Origin of the sequence: Halomonas sp. DP8Y7-1 (genome assembly GCF_019801685.1) — a bacterium.
GTDB classification, from domain to species: Bacteria; Pseudomonadota; Gammaproteobacteria; order Pseudomonadales; family Halomonadaceae; genus Halomonas; species Halomonas litopenaei_A.
In genome coordinates, this window is sequence record NZ_JAHVIN010000014.1 from 344,348 (window position 1) to 358,762 (window position 14,415).

Consider the following 14,415-nt stretch of genomic DNA (forward strand, 5'->3'; position numbering starts at 1 on the left):
GTAGTCGGGGAGCGTCCAATACGTAAGAGATCAACGTAGCGGGATGCGACCATCAAACACTCGCTCGGCAGGCCCGGTCATGATCAGCGGCTGGTCTTCTCCGGCCCAGCGTATGCTCAGGTTGCCGCCAGGCAACGCCACCGATACCGGGCTATCCAGCAGACCCTGGCGAATACCGCAGGCGACTGCGGCGCAGGCGCCGGTGCCGCAGGCCAGCGTCTCGCCACTGCCGCGTTCGAACACCCGCAGACGGATGCTCTGGCGCGACAGAATCTGCATGAAGCCGACATTCACCCGGCGCGGAAAGCGCGGATGATGCTCGATCAGCGGGCCCAGACGCTCTACCGGGGCGCTGGCCACATCATCGACGCGGATGACGGCATGAGGGTTGCCCATGGAGGCGACGGCGATGTTCAGGGTCTCTCCGTCCACCTCCAGCGTATGCAGCAACTGGTCAGCGTCGGCGTCAAAGGGCAGCGCGGCAGGAGCAAAGCGCGGTGCGCCCATGTCCACGCTGACCTGTTCGTCTTCGTGCACGTCAAGGACCAGCGGCCCTCCGGCGGTCTCGACATGGATCTGGCGTTTATGGGTCAGGCGCTTGTCGCGCACAAAGCGGGCGAAACAGCGCGCTCCGTTGCCACAGTTTTCCACTTCGCTACCGTCGGCGTTGTAGATCCGATAGCGAAAGTCCATGTCGGGATCTCGCGGCGGTTCCACCACCAGCAGTTGATCAAAGCCAATGCCGAAGCGGCGATCGGCGAGGCGGCGAATGTCTTCCGTCTCGATACGCGCGCGCTGGGTGACCAGGTCGATGACCATGAAGTCATTGCCCAGGCCATGCATCTTGGTGAAGTGCAGCAGCATCAGCGCGACTCTCCGGCGGCGTCGGGCAGTGATTCACCTGCCCACAGGTCTTCAATGCGTTCTCGCTGCCGCACGACCTGCCAGCTGTCTCCATCCACCAGCACTTCCGCGGGGCGCGGCCGGCTGTTGTAGTTGGAGGCCATGACGAAGCCGTAGGCACCGGCCGAACGCACCGCCAGCAGGTCTCCCGGCGCCACGGCGAGACGACGTTCCTTGCCCAGGAAGTCGCCGGTTTCACATACCGGGCCGACCACATCATAGATATCGCTGTCGCGCTGCTGGCGCGTATCGACCTCAATGATGGCCTGCCATGCCTGATACAGCGACGGTCGAATGAGGTCGTTCATTGCCGCATCGACAATGGCGAAGTTCTTGGTTTCACCTGGCTTGAGATAGGTCAGGCGGGTCAGCATCACGCCGGCATTGGCGGCGATCGAGCGACCAGGCTCGAACAGCAGCGTCAGGCGTTCACCACCTTCCCAGCGAGACAGGCGCTCCAGCAACTTCGAGGCATAGTCGAAGGGCGCCGGGGGCGTCTCGTCACGGTAGGGCACGCCAAGGCCACCGCCCAGGTCCAGGTGGGACACCTCGATGCCTTCTTCGCGCAGACGGTCGAGCAGCACCAGCAGGCGTTCCAAGGCGTCCAGGAAGGGGGCGATCTCGGTCAACTGTGAACCGATATGGCAGTCGAGGCCTTCGATGCGCAGGTTAGGCAGCGTCGCCGCCAGGCGATAGACCTCAAGGGCGTCGTCGACGGCGATGCCGAACTTGTTGTCCTTGAGGCCGGTAGAAATGTAGGGATGGGTACCGGCGTCCACGTCCGGGTTCACCCGCAGCGAGACCGGGGCTACCTTGCCGAGACGACCGGCGACCTGGTTGAGGACCTCGAGTTCCGGACGAGACTCGACATTGAAGCACTTGATGCCGACCTCAAGGGCGCGAGCCATTTCGCCAGGTTGCTTGGCAACCCCGGAAAACACGATCTTGGCGGGGTCCCCGCCAGCCGCCAGGACGCGCTCTAGCTCGCCCTCGGAGACGATGTCGAAACCGGCTCCCTGGCGTGCCAGAACGTTGAGTACGGCCAGGTTGCTGTTGGCCTTCACGGCATAGCAAATCAGGTGTGGATGATCACCAAGGGCTTCCTGGTAGGCCTTGAAGTGGCGCTCCAGGGTGGCCCGTGAATATACGTAGCAGGGGGTGCCCACCTGGTCAGCGATGCGCGCAAGGGGGACCGCTTCCGCGTGGAGCTCGCCCTCGCGATAGTTGAAGTGATCCATGCTCAGCCGTCGCTCCCTTCAGTGTTGCCGTCTTGATCCGGATCTTGGCCCTGGGCGTTGCCATCTTCACCCTGGTCGTCCTGGTCCACGCTGTCGCGAGGGCCGTAGCGCTCTGCGGCCTCCTCATCGCCTGGCAGGTACAGCGGGCCCTTTTGTCCGCAGCCGGCCAAGCTGGTCATCGCCAGCAGCAGTATCAGCAGCAGTGCAGAGGTAGCGCGGCTCATTGGCGGGCTCCTTGGTCAGTGGCGATGGCCTTCAGCGCATCGCGAGCCCGCTGGGCAGCGGCGCGGACCTGGTCGGGGGCGGTGCCTCCGATATGGTTGCGGGCTGCTACCGAGCCTTCCAGCGTCAGCACATCAAAGACATCGTCGCCGATGGTATCGGAGAACTGGCGCAGTTCGTCGAGGCTCATGTCCGACAGGTCCTTGCCGCTCTCGATGCCATAGGCGACCGATTGACCCACGATTTCGTGGGCGTCGCGGAAGGCGACGCCCTTGCGCACCAGGTAGTCGGCCAGGTCGGTGGCGGTCGAGAAGCCCTTGCGTGCAGCCTCGCGCATGGAATCGCCCTTGGACTCGATGGCCGGCACCATGTCGGCAAAGGCGCGCAAGCAGCCCTTGACGGTGTCCAGGGTGTCGAGCAGCGGCTCCTTGTCTTCCTGATTGTCCTTGTTGTAGGCCAGCGGCTGAGACTTCATCAGCGTCAGCAAGCCCATCAGATGACCATAGACACGACCGGTCTTGCCGCGCACCAGCTCAGGCACGTCGGGGTTCTTTTTCTGCGGCATGATCGATGAGCCGGTGCAGAAACGGTCCGGCAGGTCGATGAAGTCGAACTGGGCGCTGGTCCACAGCACCAGCTCTTCACTCATGCGCGACAGGTGCATCAGCAGAAGGCTGGCGAAGGCGGTGAATTCAATGGCGAAGTCACGATCGCTGACGGCGTCCAGGCTGTTCTCGGCGGGGCGCTCGAAGCCCAGCAGCTGAGCGGTCAGGTGGCGATCGATGGGGTAGGTGGTACCCGCCAGCGCGGCGGCGCCCAGGGGCAGCACATTGACCCGCTTGCGGCAATCCAGCAGGCGCTCATGATCCCTCGCCAGCATTTCCTGCCAGGCCAGCAGGTGATGGCCAAAGGTGACCGGCTGGGCCGTCTGCAGGTGCGTGAAGCCCGGCATGATGGTATCTGCTTCGCCGTCGGCCAGCTCGATCAGCCCGGCACGCAGCCGTGCCAGTTCGCTGGCGACCAGATCGATTTCTTCGCGCAGGTAGAGGCGAATATCTGTCGCCACCTGGTCGTTACGCGAACGGCCGGTATGCAGCTTCTTGCCGGTGATGCCGATCTTCTGCGTCAGGCGCGCCTCGATATTCATGTGCACGTCTTCCAGTGCCACCGACCACTCGAAACTGCCTTCGGCAATCTCGGTCTCGATCTCCTTGAGGCCGGTCACGATGGCGTCACGCTCTTGTTCGCTCAGCACCCCTACCTGGGCCAGCATGGTGGCATGAGCGATGGAGCCCTGAATGTCGTGGCGTGCCAGGCGCTGATCGAAGTCGACCGAGGCGGTGAAACGGGCGACAAAGGCATCGGTGGGTTCACTGAAGCGTCCGCCCCAGGACTGATTGGTGGTCTGGCTCATTGAAGGACTTCCTGAATGACGATGCGATGGCGACGGGCGCGACGTCGGGCCTGCAGGCGAGGACAGTGTCGGGAGCCGCTGTCGAGGTATGGGCCAGAGTGTACCAGAGTCGGCCAACGAGGCGAGGGCGGTATCGGGCCCGGTAACGAAAGTCGGCCAACGAGCGAGGGCGATATCGAGCCCGACAACAAAAGTCTCGGACCCAGGGGGCTGAGACCGGGGCGAAGGCGAAGATGGCGGCAAAAAGGACGGCCAGGCTGGCTCAGGTCGATTTTACTGACGGGGGCCGTGCTTTATGATGACGCCATTCACTTAATATGGCGGACGCGGCGATGTGGTCGCGAGCCCGACCAGGGAGTAGCAACGTGCAACAGATGTCCAGGCTGCGTATCGCGACGCGTAAGAGCCAATTGGCCATGTGGCAGGCCGAACATGTCCGCGATCGCCTGATGGCGATTCATCCTGACCTTGAAGTCGAGCTGGTACCCATGTCGACGCGTGGGGACAAGATCCTCGATACCCCGCTGGCCAAGGTCGGCGGCAAGGGACTGTTCGTCAAGGAGCTGGAAGAGGCGATGCTCGACGGACGAGCGGACATTGCCGTGCACTCCATGAAGGATGTCCCGATGCAGTTCCCCGAAAGCCTGGGTCTGTCGGTGATTCTCGAAGGGGCCGAGCCCACCGACGCCTTTGTGTCCAACGACTACGGTTGCCTCGAGGACCTTCCCGAGGGGGCTCGATTGGGCACATCCAGCCTGAGGCGCGGGCTGCAGATGCGCGAAGCGCGCCCCGATCTGGAGGTGATCAGCCTGCGTGGCAATGTGCAGACCCGCCTGGCCAAGCTTGACGGCGGTGAGTTTGACGCCATTCTGCTGGCGACATCCGGACTAAAGCGCCTGGGCCTTGAAGACCGTATCGCCCAGGAGCTGCCCCCCGAGGTGTGTTTGCCTGCCTGTGGGCAAGGCGCCCTGGGGATCGAGTGCCGTATGCATGATACCGAGCTGGTGTCATTGCTGGCGCCGCTTGATGATATCGAGACGGCGACGCGAGTGCGTGCCGAACGTGCTATGAACACGCGGCTTGAAGGGGGCTGTCAGGTCCCCATCGGCGGCCACGCTATCTACGAAGATGATGGCCGGACGCTGTGGCTGCGTGCCTTGGTGGGTACCCCGGACGGCACGCGAGTGCTGCGGGCCGAGGGTCGCGGCTCGGTAGACGAACCGGAGGCGTTGGGTATTCGGGTGGCCGAGCAGCTGCTCGAACAGGGAGCCAGCGATATTCTGGCTGAGGTGTACGGGCCGCGCTGATGTCTGCACCGGCGTTGCTGACTCGACCGGGCGCTCGCGGCCAGGTGTTGGCAGAAGCCGTCGCTGCGTTCGGGCTGTCAACGCTTCGGCTCGAGGTGATGCGGCAGGAAACTGTGCCAGAGACGGCGGATGCAAGGTCGGCCTGGCTCGACATCGATCACTTTCATAAGGTGATAGTTATCAGCCCCGCCGCCGCCGAGCATTTGGTCGAGGCGCTCGACCGATATTGGCCGCAGCTGCCGCAAGGGCTCGAGCTGTATGCCGTGGGGCAGGCGACGGCCGAGCTGCTGTATCAGGCCTTGGGCGTGAGGGTGCGTCTGCCCACTGCGGCCGCCGGGGAAGAAACCAGTGAGGCCTTGCTGGCACTTCCGTCGCTCAAGCGGCTTGATCAGCAGCGAGTGTTGCTGGTGGCAGGTGAAGGAGGGCGGTCGTTGCTGGGTGAGACGCTTGCTCAGCGAGGGGCGCGGTTGACGCGGGTAGAAGTGTATCGGCGCCGTCTGTTGCCGCTGGCAGAGGATGCCGCGCAGCGGCTGGCTGCAGGGGACTACGGGGCGTTGGTGGTCAGTAGCGGAGAAATCCTGGAACATCTGGCAAGATGGTGTTCAGAGGCCGCCTTTCAACGACCGCTGGTCGTTTCCAGCCAGCGGTTGGCTACACTGGCGAAAACGCTGGGGTTTCGCGTCCCGGTCGTGGCGTCTGGCGCGTCTCCTGCGGCGCTGGCAGCTGCGGTAGCAAGGACCTGCGACCCAGAGGATGGCGAATGAAGATCTCGAAAAGGGCTAGCGACAGATGAGCAACCAACAGCACGATCAGGACGAGCAGCAGACGGCGTCCGCCTCCGGCAAGCAAGGAGCACAGGCCGCGACCTCAGGCACGGAGCCCGCCAAGGGTGGTGCCGGCAGGGGAGGCGCCCAGCGGCGCTCGAGGCGTCGCGACAAGAACAACAGCAGCTCGACCGGGTCCGCTTCGCCGTCTTCCACCGCCGCGTCGGCCAGCAGCAAGAGTGGCTCTTCTGACAATGCGGCCGCGTCGAGCGCTGGCGACAAGGCGACCTCAGCGTCGAAAGATGCGGCCTCCAGTGCTACCACGTCGGCAGCCAAGCCAGCCGCTGATGCCAAGCCGCAAAGCGCGGACGCGTCTGCCTCCACCCAGTCGAGCGACTCCCGCTCCAAGACGTCTGCTTCTAGCTCTAGTGCATCGAGTTCAAGCGCATCGGACTCAGCCAAGACGAAGGCTGCCGCGACGGGTGCGACTTCCTCTGCGTCCACTGGCTCGTCCGGCGGCCGCGCCAAGGGTGGCTCCGCCGGTAGCGGTGGAGGCGCGGCATCGACCAGCGCCACATCGACCTCTTCGGGCGGTTCCGGTGGAGGCAAGGCCGGTGTCGTTGCGCTGGTGTTGGTGCTGCTGTTGATCGCTGGTGTGGCCTTTGTCGGTTTCAAAGGGTGGCAGCTTCAGCAGGCCATGTCGGCCCGGATCGATCAGCTCAAGCAGAACACGCCGAGCCTGAGCGATGTCCAGGAGCTGTCATCACAGCTGGAAAGCGGGCTCAACGAGCGCCGCGAGACCATGGGGCAGGCGGTCGACGGGATCAAGAGTGATTTCGCGGACTACAAGTCCGACGTCAATCAGACGCTGGACCGTGTGCTGGCGGAACTCTCCAAGGAACAGAATGCCGATGAGCGCGACTGGCTTCATGCCGAGGCTGCCTATCTGCTGAGGCTGGCCAACCAGCGCCTGCAGCTGGAGCGCGACGTGGAAGGTGCCGCTGCCCTGCTGCGGACCGCAGACGCGCGCCTGGAAGAGGCTGATAACCCGGCGCTGGTGCCGGTGCGTCGAGCCATTGCCGAAGAGCTTGCCGCGCTGCAGTCGGTGCCCAAGGTGGACCGCACAGGGCTCTACCTGGCCCTGAACGCCCAGCAGGAGCAGATCGCCGGATTGCCGCTGGCCCAGGACATCGAGGAATTCACGGCGGATACCACCATCGAGGAGGCGCCGGCAGGGGCCTGGCAGGAGCAGCTCGCTCGGGTCGGGGAAGAACTCAAGGAGCTGGTGACGGTCCGTCATCATGACCAGGCTCTCGAGGCGCTGATCACCCCCGAGCAGGAATCCTACCTGCGTCAAAGCCTGCGTCTGGTCCTGGAGCAGTCGCAGCTGGCGCTGCTGAAGGAAGAAACCGGGCTGTACGAAGCGAGCCTCGACAAGGCCATCACCTTGCTTCAAGGCTACTACGATGGCGACAACGAGGCGGTGCAGGCGGTGATTGCACGCCTGGGTGAGCTGAAGAGCCAGGCCATTCGCCCCGAGCTTCCCGACATCAGTGCCTCCCAGCAAGCGCTGGCCAGGTTTATCGAGCAGCGCTTCGAGGCGGGTGCATCCGGCCAGGGAGGTAACGCATGAGAAAGCTGATCCTGCTCATCGTCGTTGGCCTTGCGGTCGGGGCGCTGTTCGGCCAGCTGATGATGTCCGTTCCTGGCTATTGGTTGGTCAGGGTGGGGGACACCTCCTTCCAGACCTCCTTCTGGTTCGGTCTGGTCATCCTGTTGGCGCTGTTCATCATTGTGCACTTTGCCTTGCGCGTTCTGGTGCGCATGAGTCGCCCGGTCAGCCGTTTCAAGGTGTGGAATTCTCGGGCCCGTAATCGCACCGCCATGAAGCGTACCGTGCGCGGGCTGGTTGCGCTGGCGGAAGGTCGCTGGAAGCGAGCTGAGAAGGCCCTGGTCAAGGCGGCGGACGACTCCAGCACGCCGTTGGTCAACTACTTGTCCGCGGCGCTGGCGGCTCACTACCAGGGACGCTACGACCAGGCCGATACGCTGCTCAAGCGTGCACATATTTCGACCGATGGGGCCGATCCTGCGGTAGGTATGATGCAGGCTCAGCTGATGCTGGACCGTCAGCAGTACGAAGAGGCGCTGGCGATTCTGACGCGTCTCGACCGGCACCTGCCGCGTCACCCGCAGGTACTCAAGCAGCTGAAAGCCGCGTACATCAGCGTCAGCGACTGGGATGGCCTGCGTCGCCTGCTGCCGCGCCTGGCTGACCAGCAGCTGATCTCCCGGGAAGAGCGTGAGGCACTGGAGCTGCAGGCCTATCGTGAGCTGATTCTGCAGGAAACGCGCAACCCCGAAGATATCGAGCGAGTGCGCAACCTGTGGTCCGACATGCCGGAGTACCTGCGCAGCAACGTCGACTTGCTGGTGCTGTACACCGAGACGCTGGTGCGTTGCAACGAGCAGGTGATTGCCGAGAAACTGCTGCGTCATTCGCTCAAATCCAACTGGGATAGCCGTCTGGTGCTGCGCTACGGCTTGCTGGGTGTGGATGCCTCGCGCCAACTGGTCACCGCCGAGAAATGGCTGCAGGAACGCCCCAATGATCCGGACCTGCTGTTGACCCTTGGTCGACTGGCCCTGCGCAATGCGTACTGGGGCAAGGCCCAGGAGTACTTCGAGGCGAGCCAGCGTCAGCGGCCGAGCGGCGTGGTCTGTGCAGAACTCGCACGGCTCTATGCCAACCTGGGTGAACACAACAAGAGCCAGCTCTACTATCGTCAGAGCGTCGAGCTTCTCGACAAGTCGTTGCCGTCACTACCGCAACCGAGCGACGCCCAGCAGGCCTGATCCCAGGACTGCGACCGACGTCGCAGAACGACCGCCAGGGGCGGGGCCAATAGGCCCCGCCCCTGGCGTTTGTGAGCCACTAGCGGTCGCGCTGAACATGGCCGAGCGTCACACAAGGCGCCCGAGCTCGTGGCGGGAGGCCTGCCATCTTCAGGTGCCGGATGAGCGCTGCCAGAAGCTGCATGGGAGTGGTTCCAGCGATAGGCGAGCCGCCATGTGCTGCCAGGAACCGTATGGGGCAGGCGAGCCGCCTGGCGCCGGGTGGGAGATGCCGGGAAGCGTGTGTGGGGTAGGCGTTACCAGCAGCGAAAAAAAGAGGGCGGCCCATGGGCCGCCCTCGCTGTTACTGAAGATCAGGTCAGTTGCCTTCCGGGTCATAGTCACCGCGGAACTTGGCATTGGTTTCAGCGTACTCGCGGGTCTCGTGCTCGCGAGGGGCGTCGACGCTGCCTTCTTCTCCAGGTAGTGGCGCGGTATCTTTCTCCTTGCCGGTGGATACCACGTCCTTTTCGACCAGGCGCAGGTTGGCGGCAGGTGCCTTGCCTTGCTTGTCTTCGCCGAAATAGACGGTGGTATGAGGGAAGGGAATCTCGATACCCGCCTCGTCCAGGTGCATCTTGACCAGGCGATTGTAGGCGCGCCCGATGGCCCACTGGTTGCCTGGTGTGGTCTTGATGCGGACACGAATGTTGACCGAGCTATCGGCCAGGGCGATGACACCCGCCACCTCGAGAGGCTCGAGAATTTCCGTCTTCCACTGGTCGTCCGACGACAGCTCGTCGAAGGCATTGCGCAGGGCAACGATCGCTTCATCCACGTTTTCGCGGTATGCCACACCGTATTCGCCGACATGGTAGGCAAAGCCACGCATGTAGTTGGACACCACATCCACACTGGAGAAGGGAACCAGGTGATAGGTGCCGTGCAGGTCACGAATACCCACCGAACGGATGCTGAGCTTTTCTGCGGTACCGGTAATACCGCCCAGGGTCACCACGTCACCCGTATTCATGGCGTTCTCTACCTGGATGAAGATACCGGTAATGATGTCCTGAACCAGTTTCTGCGCACCGAAACCGATAGCCAGACCCAGCACACCGGCACCGGCGATCAATGGCCCGATATTGATGCCGATCTCCGACAGCACGATCATTGCCGTCATGGTGACGATGGCAATCGCCAGGGCATTGCGGAACAGCGACAGCAAGGTCTGGGCCCGGGCAGATGGCACGCCACGGCCAGTGGAGGGGTTGAGCTTGTGCTCGATGAAGCTGGCCAGAGCGATCCAGGTGCCGGCAGCCACCACCAGGATAATGACCACATTGATGACCTGGCTGACCAGCAGGCGCCCGGCTTCTGACGCGTACCAGGTGGCCATGTCGAACACGCCCCAGGCATTGAGCAGCGCCATGGCGGCAACGATCAGGATCAATACGTTGACGATGCGCAGCAGGGTGGGCACGTAAGAGTTAAGCCGAGTTTCCAGCAGCGGCAGCTTCTTGTTGAGCTCGCTGGACAGGGTAATGCGGCGTCCTACTGCCTGTACCAGCAGCCGCGAGATCAGCATGGCCGCCAGCACGATGCCGAGGGTCTTCAGCGTGGCCATCAAGACAAATGGCAGAGCGTCCTCGGGACGTGTCAGGGTCAGTACCAGCACCACCGAGAAGTAGATGATGGCCCACAGGTGCCAGGTGCGACCCAGCATACGCAGTGCCACGCCGGAGGCGGCCAGGCTGGAACGCACCGCAGAATCGAACAGCGCATCCCGCAGCTTGGTGCGGTTGATCAGTACCACGGTGATGGCATACAGGTAGGCACCGATCATGATCAGGGCGCCAATTCCCTCGCCGACACTGTAGGAAAGATAGGTGTTGATCAGCGGCACCACGACCATCAGGCCGTAGCCGGTCAGCCCGATCAGGCGCGCGATCCAGCGGTTCCAGTAGGACGCATTTTCGGCGGAAATCGGCAGCAGGCGTAGCCCCTCGTAGCGGGAGGCGAACAACATGCGGACAGCCGCCTTCAGCAGCTCAATGACCAGGAAGGCGTTCAGGAACAGGGATGCCCTTGTCGACAGGCTTCCGGTTTCACCAATCGCGAAGGTGGCGGCCAGGTTGCCGCCCACGTAGGCAAGCCCGACCACGGCGGCGTCGACGATCACGGCCAGGACCACACACAGCACCAGCCGAATGGTCGGATTCAGCGTCTGGCCATTCTGTGAATACTGGCTCAGGCGGGTGAACAGCGGCCTGACCAGTCGTCGGATGACCACGAACATGACGAAGGTGGCCAGAATCACCAGTCCGAGATTGATGGCCGCTTCGGTGAAGAGCTCGTAGTTGAGCTCACCTTCCGAGAAGGCGCCATTCACCATGGCTCCGAAGATATTGACCAGGTTCTCGAACTGAAAGCCAAATTCGGTGACGACGCGGCTGGTCATATCGGCCAGCTGTTTTGGCAAGGTCGCATCGGCCGCGGTATCGATGGCCGCGCCGCCGGCAGCTTGAGCCTGTTCCGGGGCGTTCTCCGCCATCTGGCGCAGCTGTTGGATCAGTTGGCTACGAGACTGCTCGTTTTCCAGCAGGTCAGCCAGGGTCGAATAGGCTGGGCCGTCGCCAGAAGCGTTTGCGGTGCCATCTCCATCCGCTTGCTGAGCAAAGGCTGGGCCAGCGAACAATATCAGGGCGAGCAGCAGCACGCGTGAGAGTCGAGAGCAGAGTCGTGAGGGCATCACGCAAACCTTCTCCTGTAATTGATGGAGCCTGAGGACAGGCGAGGGCATGATCGAGCGATTCTGGCGCAGGCTAACATGTTCGATCAGCGCTTGTACGTCATCAATGATGTACAAAACTTGTACGTATTGCCAATTCTGTGCCATATTGACGGTGAACGCATCCCATGCGCTTCATCCCTGCTAGGCAAGCACAAGTTCGCCGCCCTCCCGGGCGGCGTTTTTTTTCGCGTCCCTGCCAGGCGGGCACCTGCATTGAGAGCCTGCTTTGACAGAAACGTTCTGTGCCGTGCCGGTTTTGCGTAGTAAATCGCTCCCCGGATCTGCTGGTGTGTCGCCACGACAAAGGGCAGCCACTGGCTTACCATGACGCTTTTGTCGGAGCGCAAGGCGATGGATGGGTGGACGCTGACCAGTGTGGCGCTGGGAGGAGCCTTGGGTGGCATGGGGCGGCTGTTCGTCAGCCGCTGGGCAGCCTCGGCCTGGGGCAGCCGGTTTCCCTGGGGCACCATGCTGGTCAATCTGCTCGGTGCCCTGGTGATAGGTCTGCTGGCAAGCCTGCTGGAGACCGGTTCAACGCTGGCGCTGATGCTACTCACTGGGGTCATGGGTGGCTTCACCACGGTCTCTTCGTTCAGCCTGCAAACCCTCGACTTGTTGCGAGAAGGGCGCTTGATGGCGGCCATCGCAAACGTGGGCGTGACCTTGATCGTCGGCTTGTCGGCGGTGGCCGCCGGATGGATGCTGGGTAGTCTCATCGATGGCCTGCTGCTGGGCAGGGAGGCGCTCCCATGAGGACCCGCCGCGAAGTGGCATGGCTGTATCTGGCCGTCGGGGTGGGGAGCGCCCTGGGCGCGGTGTGTCGCCTCAGCGTCGGTATGATGGTGGCAGGGCTTGTCGCTTCTCCGTTTCCCTGGGCGACCCTGCTGGTCAATGTGCTGGGATCCTGGCTGATCGCCCGCTTTGCCACCCACGCGGGTCTGAGTGGCAGCCGGCGTCTGGCGCGTCTGCACCCTTGGGCGGTGGCAGGCTTCTGTGGTGGCTTTACGACCTTTTCCCTGTTCAGCCTGGAAGTGGCTGAACTGGTCATCGCAGGGCGCCCCGGCCTGGCCTTGGCCTACCTGACGGTGAGTGTTCCACTGTGGCTTGGGGCGGCCTGGGCAGGAGATGCCCGTGCACGCAGCGTATTGGCCCGACGCACGGCGGCGGTTGGCGCGAAGCGCGGCGAAGATTGAACGCAGTCAAGCTCGCCCCGCAGGGTGTCTGGAGCGAGCTTGAAGGTCTGCTGTCGTCAGGGTTTCGTTGCTGCGTCGTGCTTGGACGATGCGCCCTTGCGGGACGTCTTGGTCGCTTTCTCAGCGTGCTTGTTCCTGGGTGTTTCTGCCGCGCTGAAGTGTTCTCTTACCAGACCCAGCAGTCCCTGGGTCGAGGCGTCGAAGTCCTGGCTGCGCTCGTCGATCTTCTCGCTGATCTCACCGGCAATCCGCTTGCCGAGCTGGACGCCCCACTGGTCAAAGGAATTGATGTTCCAGATCACTCCCTGGACGAACACCTTGTGCTCGTAAAGAGCGATCAAGGCGCCCAGGTTGCGCGGCGTCAATTCATCGAGCAGCAGCACACTGGAGGGTCGGTTACCTGGACAGCTGTAAGGATCCAGGTCGCCGCCCTGGCTACTGCCTTCCATGAAGGCGTTGGCCTGAGCCAGCATGTTGGTCAGTAGGGCGAAGTGGTGGTCCTCGACGCCGGGTTCCGGCTTGAGCGACGCGATAAAGTCGATGGGCACATAGCGAGTGCCCTGGTGCAGCAGCTGGAAGAAGGCATGCTGGCCGTTGGAGCCGGTCTGACCCCAGACGATGGGCCCGGTCTTGTAGTCCACGGGACGCCCGAAGATATCCACCGACTTGCCGTTGGATTCCATGTCGAGCTGCTGCAGGAAGGCGGGCAGCTGATGCAACGCCTGGTCGTAGGGCACGATGGCCTGGGTTTCGGCGCCGACAAAGTTGATGTACCAGATGCCGATCAGCGCCATCAGCACCGGCATGTTGTCGGACAGCGGCGCGGACAGGAAATGCTGGTCCATCTCGTAGGCGCCTTCGAGCATCTCGATGAAGCCGTCGTAGCCGATAGCCAGCGCGATAGGCAGGCCGATCGACGACCACATCGAGTAGCGTCCGCCGACCCAGGCCCAGAACTCAAAGACATTCTCTTCGCGGATGCCGAATTCCATGGCCGCTTTACGGTTGGTCGAGGCAGCGATGAAGTGAGCGCCGATGTCGGCATCATCACCCGCATTCTCGATGAACCAGCGACGGGCAGTACGCGCGTTGAGCAGGGTTTCCTGGGTCGAGAAGGTCTTGGTGGAGACGATGAACAAGGTGGTCGCCGGATCAAGGCTTCTCAGTACCTTCTGAATATGAGCGCCATCGACGTTGGAGACGAAATGGAAGTTCAGGTCCGCCTGTCGGTACTTGAGCAGCGCGCGGCTGGCCATGTTGGGCCCCAGGTCCGAGCCGCCGATGCCGATGTTGACGATGTCGCGGATACGCTCGCCGCTGTAGCCCTTCCAGGCGCCACTGCGCACTTCCTCGGAGAAGCGCTTGATCTGCTCGCGAGTGGCGTGGATTTCGGGCATCACATCCTTGCCGTCGGCAATGACCGGCGTGTCGCCCAGGTTGCGTAATGCGGTATGCAGGACCGGCCGGTCCTCGGTGACGTTGATGATATCGCCGGAGAACATCTGCGCGCGCCGCTGCACTAGGGCAGAGTGTTCTGCCAGCTCCATCAGCTTGTCGAGCACCTTGTCGGAGATCTGATGCTTGGAGTAGTCGAGAAAGAGCCCACCCACGCGCAGGCTCATCTTGTCGAATCGCTTGGGATCAGCGGCAAAGTAGTCACGGATGCGGTCGTTGGCGGTTTCTTCACGCAGCTTCAGCAGCGATTGCCAGGTCACGCTTCGGGTCAGTTGGAACACGGATGAATC

Annotated in this window: 12 protein-coding genes and 1 pseudogene; 6 read left to right on the plus strand and 7 right to left on the minus strand. The window is 62.9% G+C overall.

All coding sequences use genetic code 11. From position 1 onward, the window contains the following. Window positions 1-30: 30 nt before the first annotated feature. The 4 genes and pseudogenes from dapF to argH form a co-directional block, all read right to left on the minus strand. Window positions 31-864: a diaminopimelate epimerase gene (dapF, locus tag KUV41_RS18485; RefSeq protein ID WP_222237983.1), complete on the minus strand. Its 834-nt coding sequence runs from the start codon at window positions 862-864 to the stop codon at window positions 31-33. Continuing rightward, a complete protein-coding gene (gene lysA / locus KUV41_RS18490) occupies window positions 864-2,141 on the minus strand; it encodes a diaminopimelate decarboxylase (protein WP_222237984.1) in 1,278 nt (425 codons plus the stop codon). The genes dapF and lysA overlap by 1 nt, the downstream gene beginning before the upstream one ends. 107 nt (window positions 2,142-2,248) lie before the next feature. After that, window positions 2,249-2,365, minus strand: a pseudogene (gene lptM / locus KUV41_RS19755) (LPS translocon maturation chaperone LptM); the annotation flags it as partial. Then, window positions 2,362-3,777, minus strand: a complete 1,416-nt coding sequence (argH, locus tag KUV41_RS18500) for an argininosuccinate lyase (protein WP_222162179.1) — start codon at window positions 3,775-3,777, stop codon at window positions 2,362-2,364. The pseudogene lptM and the gene argH, both read right to left, overlap by 4 nt. 374 nt (window positions 3,778-4,151) lie before the next feature. Here argH and hemC point away from each other — a divergent pair, with 374 nt between their 5' ends. Further along, window positions 4,152-5,084, plus strand: coding sequence for a hydroxymethylbilane synthase (gene hemC / locus KUV41_RS18505; RefSeq protein ID WP_242520844.1), 933 nt, complete (start codon window positions 4,152-4,154; stop codon window positions 5,082-5,084). Continuing rightward, window positions 5,084-5,848, plus strand: coding sequence for a uroporphyrinogen-III synthase (locus tag KUV41_RS18510; protein WP_222486963.1), 765 nt, complete (start codon window positions 5,084-5,086; stop codon window positions 5,846-5,848). Before hemC ends, KUV41_RS18510 begins: the two co-directional genes overlap by 1 nt. Before the next feature lie 45 nt (window positions 5,849-5,893). On the opposite strand, the gene KUV41_RS19590 is transcribed toward KUV41_RS18510, so the two are convergent. Then, window positions 5,894-6,457: a hypothetical protein gene (locus KUV41_RS19590; protein WP_261317400.1), complete on the minus strand. Its 564-nt coding sequence runs from the start codon at window positions 6,455-6,457 to the stop codon at window positions 5,894-5,896. Window positions 6,458-6,476: 19 nt separating this feature from the next. On the opposite strand from KUV41_RS19590, the gene KUV41_RS19595 reads away from it, so the two are divergent. Both KUV41_RS19595 and KUV41_RS18520 read left to right on the plus strand, forming a co-directional pair. After that, window positions 6,477-7,481, plus strand: a complete 1,005-nt coding sequence (locus KUV41_RS19595) for a uroporphyrinogen-III C-methyltransferase (RefSeq protein ID WP_224851901.1) — start codon at window positions 6,477-6,479, stop codon at window positions 7,479-7,481. Further along, window positions 7,478-8,704: a heme biosynthesis HemY N-terminal domain-containing protein gene (locus tag KUV41_RS18520; protein WP_206942309.1), complete on the plus strand. Its 1,227-nt coding sequence runs from the start codon at window positions 7,478-7,480 to the stop codon at window positions 8,702-8,704. The genes KUV41_RS19595 and KUV41_RS18520 overlap by 4 nt, the downstream gene beginning before the upstream one ends. Before the next feature lie 358 nt (window positions 8,705-9,062). Here KUV41_RS18520 and ybiO read toward each other — a convergent pair whose 3' ends face one another. Beyond that, entirely contained in the window at window positions 9,063-11,435 is a 2,373-nt protein-coding gene (gene ybiO, locus KUV41_RS18525; protein WP_222484350.1) for a mechanosensitive channel protein, read from the minus strand. Window positions 11,436-11,801: 366 nt separating this feature from the next. Between ybiO and crcB the strand changes: the two genes are divergently transcribed. Beyond that, window positions 11,802-12,230, plus strand: coding sequence for a fluoride efflux transporter CrcB (gene crcB / locus KUV41_RS18530; protein WP_224907807.1), 429 nt, complete (start codon window positions 11,802-11,804; stop codon window positions 12,228-12,230). Next, window positions 12,227-12,670 (plus strand): fluoride efflux transporter FluC, encoded by a 444-nt coding sequence (locus tag KUV41_RS18535; RefSeq protein WP_222486964.1) that lies wholly within the window; start codon window positions 12,227-12,229, stop codon window positions 12,668-12,670. Before crcB ends, KUV41_RS18535 begins: the two co-directional genes overlap by 4 nt. 56 nt (window positions 12,671-12,726) lie before the next feature. Here KUV41_RS18535 and pgi read toward each other — a convergent pair whose 3' ends face one another. Beyond that, a complete protein-coding gene (pgi, locus tag KUV41_RS18540) occupies window positions 12,727-14,406 on the minus strand; it encodes a glucose-6-phosphate isomerase (RefSeq protein WP_222486965.1) in 1,680 nt (559 codons plus the stop codon). Window positions 14,407-14,415: the final 9 nt, after the last annotated feature.

Coding starts and splice junctions, on each gene's coding strand:
- dapF (WP_222237983.1), bottom strand. CDS start 864: ATGCTGCTGCACTTCACCAAGATGCATGGCCTGGGCAATGACTTCATG.
- lysA (WP_222237984.1), bottom strand. CDS start 2,141: ATGGATCACTTCAACTATCGCGAGGGCGAGCTCCACGCGGAAGCGGTC.
- argH (WP_222162179.1), bottom strand. CDS start 3,777: ATGAGCCAGACCACCAATCAGTCCTGGGGCGGACGCTTCAGTGAACCC.
- hemC (WP_242520844.1), top strand. CDS start 4,152: ATGTCCAGGCTGCGTATCGCGACGCGTAAGAGCCAATTGGCCATGTGG.
- KUV41_RS18510 (WP_222486963.1), top strand. CDS start 5,084: ATGTCTGCACCGGCGTTGCTGACTCGACCGGGCGCTCGCGGCCAGGTG.
- KUV41_RS18520 (WP_206942309.1), top strand. CDS start 7,478: ATGAGAAAGCTGATCCTGCTCATCGTCGTTGGCCTTGCGGTCGGGGCG.
- ybiO (WP_222484350.1), bottom strand. CDS start 11,435: ATGCCCTCACGACTCTGCTCTCGACTCTCACGCGTGCTGCTGCTCGCC.
- crcB (WP_224907807.1), top strand. CDS start 11,802: ATGACGCTTTTGTCGGAGCGCAAGGCGATGGATGGGTGGACGCTGACC.
- KUV41_RS18535 (WP_222486964.1), top strand. CDS start 12,227: ATGAGGACCCGCCGCGAAGTGGCATGGCTGTATCTGGCCGTCGGGGTG.